Annotated in this window: 3 protein-coding genes; 1 reads left to right on the top strand and 2 read right to left on the bottom strand. The window is 72.1% G+C overall.

Features of this window, described 5'->3' with window-relative positions; genetic code table 11:
• Nucleotides 1-74: 74 nt before the first annotated feature.
• On the bottom strand, nt 75-1,208 hold the full coding sequence (locus G3I42_RS11900; protein ID WP_164285218.1) for a metallophosphoesterase family protein: 1,134 nt from the start codon (nt 1,206-1,208) through the stop codon (nt 75-77).
• 560 nt (nt 1,209-1,768) lie between these two features.
• Nucleotides 1,769-2,896 carry a LacI family DNA-binding transcriptional regulator gene (locus G3I42_RS11905; RefSeq protein WP_164285220.1) on the bottom strand — a complete coding sequence of 376 codons (1,128 nt, stop codon included), beginning with the start codon at nt 2,894-2,896 and terminating at the stop codon, nt 1,769-1,771.
• 640 nt (nt 2,897-3,536) lie between these two features.
• Between G3I42_RS11905 and hisC the strand changes: the two genes are divergently transcribed.
• Nucleotides 3,537-4,619: a histidinol-phosphate transaminase gene (gene hisC, locus G3I42_RS11910; protein WP_164285222.1), complete on the top strand. Its 1,083-nt coding sequence runs from the start codon at nt 3,537-3,539 to the stop codon at nt 4,617-4,619.
• Nucleotides 4,620-4,761: the final 142 nt, after the last annotated feature.

A 4,761-nucleotide genomic window follows, 5' to 3' on the forward strand; every position in this document is an offset into this window, starting at 1 on the left:
TGGCGCACGGCCGGGGCGAGCGAGGCCGTTGGGCGCGGCGCGAGCGGTCCGGCCCGAGGGCCGGCGCCGGGGTGTCAGGCCGGGAAGGGCACCTGACGTACCAGCAGGGTCCCCGCCATGGTCACGCCGCCGTCCATCGCGACGGCCAGCCGGTCCGCGTAGATGTGCGGGTCCTCGATCACCGGGCGCGGGGTCTCCTCGCCGTCCTCGGCGCCGACGTCGCCGAGCAGGTACGGGATGGGGCTGTGGCCGTGCACGATGCGGGAGCCGCCGAAGGTGTCGAGCAGCTCACGTACCGCCTCGGGCCCGGTCCGCTCGTCGCGGAAGGCGAAACGCTTGGTGAACTTGCGGAAGAGATCCCAGCACTCGTCCGGGTCGTTGCGCGTGAGGACGTCGTGGATCGTGTCGTTGACGGCTTCGATCGTGGAGCCGTAGTCGAGGTACGCGGTGGTGTCGGAGTGCACGAGCAGGTGCTCGTCCTCCTCCACGATCGCGTCGAGCCGGGACATCCACTGGAGGTGGACGTCCTGGAGGCGGTCCATGTCCGTCTTCTGGCCGCCGTTGAGGAGCCAGGCCGCCTGGAAGGTGGCGGTACCCGCTCCGGAGCTGACCGGGGTGTCGCCGAAGCGGCGGGCGCCGAGGAGAAGCAGCTCGTGGTTGCCCATGAGGGCCTTGCAGTAGCCGCCGGCCGCGGCGGCCTCGGCCGAGAGGCGCATGACGAGGTCGATGACTCCGATGCCGTCGGGACCCCGGTCGGTGAAGTCGCCGAGGAACCAGAGCCGGGCGTTGCCCGCCGCCCAGCGGGCTTCCTCGTCGAGGAGGCCCTGCTCCTGGAGGGCGGCGACCAGCTCGTCGAGATACCCGTGCACGTCGCCGACGACGTACAACGGCCCGGGTCCGTTCCCGTGCGGCTGCGACGCGGGTTCCGGCTGCGAGCCGATGACGGGCAGATCGCGCTCGGTGGGGGTGTAGTCCTCGTCCCCGGGGGCCTCGGGAGCGGCGGGTGGAACGGTCCCGGGCGGCGCGGCCGCCTCGGGGGCCTGGCGTTCCGTGTACGCCTGTGCCGCGTCCGCGTACTTGTCGCCCTCGCGCGGATAGGGCTCCGCCCCGTCCGCGAAGGCCTCGGGCTGGGGCATGTAGGCGGGGACGCGGAAGTCGCGCACCGTCGGTGTTCGTTCCGCGGGTCCCTGACCGGCCCCCTGAGTCATTGACCCCTCCACCACGATCGCGCCGCTCCCCACCGCCCGGACTGCTTGGTCGCAGCGGCCCTCGGTGTCGTGCGCCCATCATAGGAATGCGGTGCGGGGTGTGGGACGCATCAGGGTGGTGAATCCCGCCGCACTCCGCCTCCGCCCGGCGTTTTGCGCCGAAATGGCGGGGCGCGGCGCCGCTTTTGGTCCGCGGGAAGGCCGTGAGGAGACGCGGAACCGGTCCCCCGTAGGGAGTACCCGCGAGGGAGGGACGACAGGTGGGCGGGGGAGTCTCGCGGGGCCACCGGGCCTCTGCGGCTCCCCGTCCTGACGTACCGTGCTTCCGGGACCACCGCTCCTGGATGCCTCGCCGCCCCGGCGGGCGCGGGACCCTTCCGTGAGTCGGCCTGAGCGGGTCCTGACCCCCCGAGCGCACACGGAATCCGTTTCCCGAGCGGCCCGGGGTCGGCCTGGCGCCCGTAGCCCAGGGGCGGCCCCGAGCCACCCTCGAACCCGCACCCCGAGCCGCCCCCGAGCCGCCCCACGCCCCCGGCGACCGTCCCCAGTCCCCGCCCCCGCTACCCCGACCCCTCCCCCGACTCCCGCGGCGGGCTCACCGTCGTGCGGGGGGAGCGGCGTTGGGAGGAGGTGCGGATGATCAGTTCCGTGGGGATGACGCGTTGGAGCTGATGCGGCGCGCCGATTCCCTCGATCGCGTCGATGAGGAGCTGGACGACGGCCGTGCCGATGCGACGCGGCTTGAGCGAGAGCGTCGTGATGGGCGGCTCGGTAGTGGCGTAGACCGTCGACTCGCTGCAACACACGAGGAGGAGGTCCTCCGGGACGCGGAGCCCGTACCTGCGTGCCGCCGCGAGCAGATCCGTCCCGTTGGGGTCGAAGAGACCGTAGACGGCGTCGGGACGGTCGGGGCGGGCGAGGAGCCGGTCGGCGGCGACCGCGCCCGCGCACGGATCGTGCGCCGGGTACGACTCCAGGACGGGGTCCTGGCCCACTCGGCGGCACCATTCGAGGTAGGCCGTCGTGGAGAGCCGGGTGTACGTGTCGGTGGTGGTCCCGGTGAGGAGGCCGATCCGGCGCGCCCCCGAGTCCGCGAGGTGGTCGAGTATGCCGAGGACCGCCGCCTCGTGGTCGTTGTCGACCCACGCCGTCACCGGGAGGGTGCCGTCCGGGCGCCCGTCCGAGACCACCGGCAGTCCCTGCCGTACGAGTTCCGCGACGACGGGGTCGTGGTCGGCCGGGTCGACGACGACGGTGCCGTCGAGCGCGACATTGGACCACACGTCCACCGGGCTGAGGCGTGAGCTCGCCGGGAGGATCACGAGGGCGTAGCCCCGGTCGAGCGCGGCGGAGGTCGCCGCTCTCGCCATCTCGGCGAAGTAGGCGAATTCCGTGAAGGTGAAAGGTTCATCCCCGTACGTGGTCACGGTCAGGCCGATGAGGCCCGATTTGCCCGTACGGAGTGTGCGCGCCGCCGCCGAGGGGCGGTAGCCGAGTTGGTCGGCCACCTCCCGCACATGGTGGCGAGTGATGTCGGGGAGACGGCCCTTGCCGTTGAGGGCATCGGAGACGGTCGTGATCGAGACCCCCGCCGCCGCTGCCACATCTCGGATTCCCGGCCGTCCGGACCGTTTGCCCCTGCGGGGAGTTTCCGCTCGGCTCACCTGCTGCTTCCCTGCTGCTGTCATGGGTTGCCGATAGTAGGGGTCTGCCAGGTGGGTACGGCGAGCGCATATGCAGACCTGTGATGTCACGTTTCTGCAAGGTGACGTACCGTCAAAAGCCTTGTATTGCAAGGTACTTCATGGGAACCGAGATGGTTACTCGGCAGTTGCCCGGTTGTGTGCCGTCTCTCTGTGGAGGCCGCCCCGGGGGTGCGGCTCACCTGTACGAGGGACGCGCGCCACGGCGCCAGCCAGCGGCGCGCGCGGATGAGCGCGCGCCCCTCGGCGATCGCCGGGGAAGAGCGCGGCGAGCGCGCGCCACGGCGCCAGCCAGCGGCGCGCGCGGATGAGCGCGCGCCCCTCGGCGATCGCCGGGGAAGAGCGCGGCGAGCGGCTCTGTTCCGGTCTCCCCCGGAAGGCGCTCGACGGCACCTCTCCCGGGAGGCGAGGTGGGGGCGTTCGCGTCAAGGTGGGGGCGCGTGGGTCTTTTCATGCGCTGGGTATCTACCGGGCGCGCCCTCCACGGTGTCCAATATGCGGACGGGCGCGGCGAGAGCGGCCCGGCGGCGCTGGGCGACCCCCGGGCCGGCCGGGTGACTCGGGCCCGTTTCCCGGGGCGGCACGGGTCGCGGGAATACCGGCACGTACAGAAGGAGGTCCCGCGGTGAGCGGTACGAACCCCAGACTGCGAGCGGTACTGGACGACATCCCGGCCTATGTGCCGGGAAAGGCGGCGGGCGGGAACGGCCCGGCGTTCAAGCTGTCCTCCAACGAGAACCCGTACCCGCCGCTCCCCGGGGTGATGGAGAGCGCGCTCGCCGCGGCGGGTTCGCTGAACCGCTACCCGGACCTGGCGGCGACGGGCCTCGTACACGTGCTGGCGGAACGTTTCTCCGTGCCGGTCTCGCACCTCGCCACGGGTACGGGCTCGGTCGGCGTGGCGCAGCAGCTCCTTCAGATCACCGCTCAGGCCGGTGATGAGGTCGTGTATGCCTGGCGCTCCTTCGAGGCTTACCCGATCATCACCCGGATCAGCGGGGCGAAGGCCGTCGAGGTCCCGCTCACGGGCGACGAGGAGCACGACCTCGACGCGATGGTCGCGGCGATCACCGAGCGGACCCGGCTCGTCTTCGTCTGCAACCCCAACAACCCGACGGGGACCGTGGTGCGGAAGGCCGCGCTGGAACGCTTCCTCGACCGGGTGCCCTCCGACGTGCTCGTGGTACTGGACGAGGCGTACCGGGAGTTCATCCGCGATCCGGAGGTCCCCGATGGCGTCGAGCTGTACCGGGACCGGCCCAATGTGTGCGTGCTGCGGACCTTTTCGAAGGCATACGGTCTCGCGGGGCTCCGGATCGGGTTCGCGATCGCGCACGAGCCGGTGGCGGCGGCGCTGCGCAAGACCGCCGTTCCCTTCGGCGTGAGTCAGCTCGCGCAGGACGCAGCCGTCGCCTCGCTCGCCGCCGAGACGTCGCTCCTGGAGCGCGTCGACGCCCTCGTCATCGAACGCGCGCGGATCGCGGGGGAGTTGCGCGCCCAGGGCTGGACCGTCCCCGAGACCCAGGCCAACTTCGTCTGGCTCCGGCTCGGCGAGCGCACTCTCGACTTCGCCGCCGCCTGCGAGCGCGCGGGCGTCGTCGTGCGGCCCTTCGCGGGTGAGGGCGTTCGCGTCACCGTGGCTGAGACGGAAGCGAACGACATCTTCCTGTCGGCTGCGGCGCGTTACCGCAAGGAACTTGGCCTCTGACGGCCTTTTTCCGGCATACGTGACGGAGCCGCCGGGCGCGCGGGGGCAAAGCCCGCCCCCGGGGCGCACGGCGGCTCCCGCACGCCCACCCGATGCCACGCCCGCCGGGGACGGGCTGCGCGCGATGCCGCGGCGCCGTGAC

Source organism: Streptomyces sp. SID11385 (genome assembly GCF_010548245.1).
Classification (GTDB): domain Bacteria; phylum Actinomycetota; class Actinomycetes; order Streptomycetales; family Streptomycetaceae; genus Streptomyces.

What these genes read in the sequence shown, in the direction of transcription:
- G3I42_RS11900 (WP_164285218.1), bottom strand. Translation starts at nt 1,208, where the DNA reads ATGACTCAGGGGGCCGGTCAGGGACCCGCGGAACGAACACCGACGGTG.
- G3I42_RS11905 (WP_164285220.1), bottom strand. Translation starts at nt 2,896, where the DNA reads ATGACAGCAGCAGGGAAGCAGCAGGTGAGCCGAGCGGAAACTCCCCGC.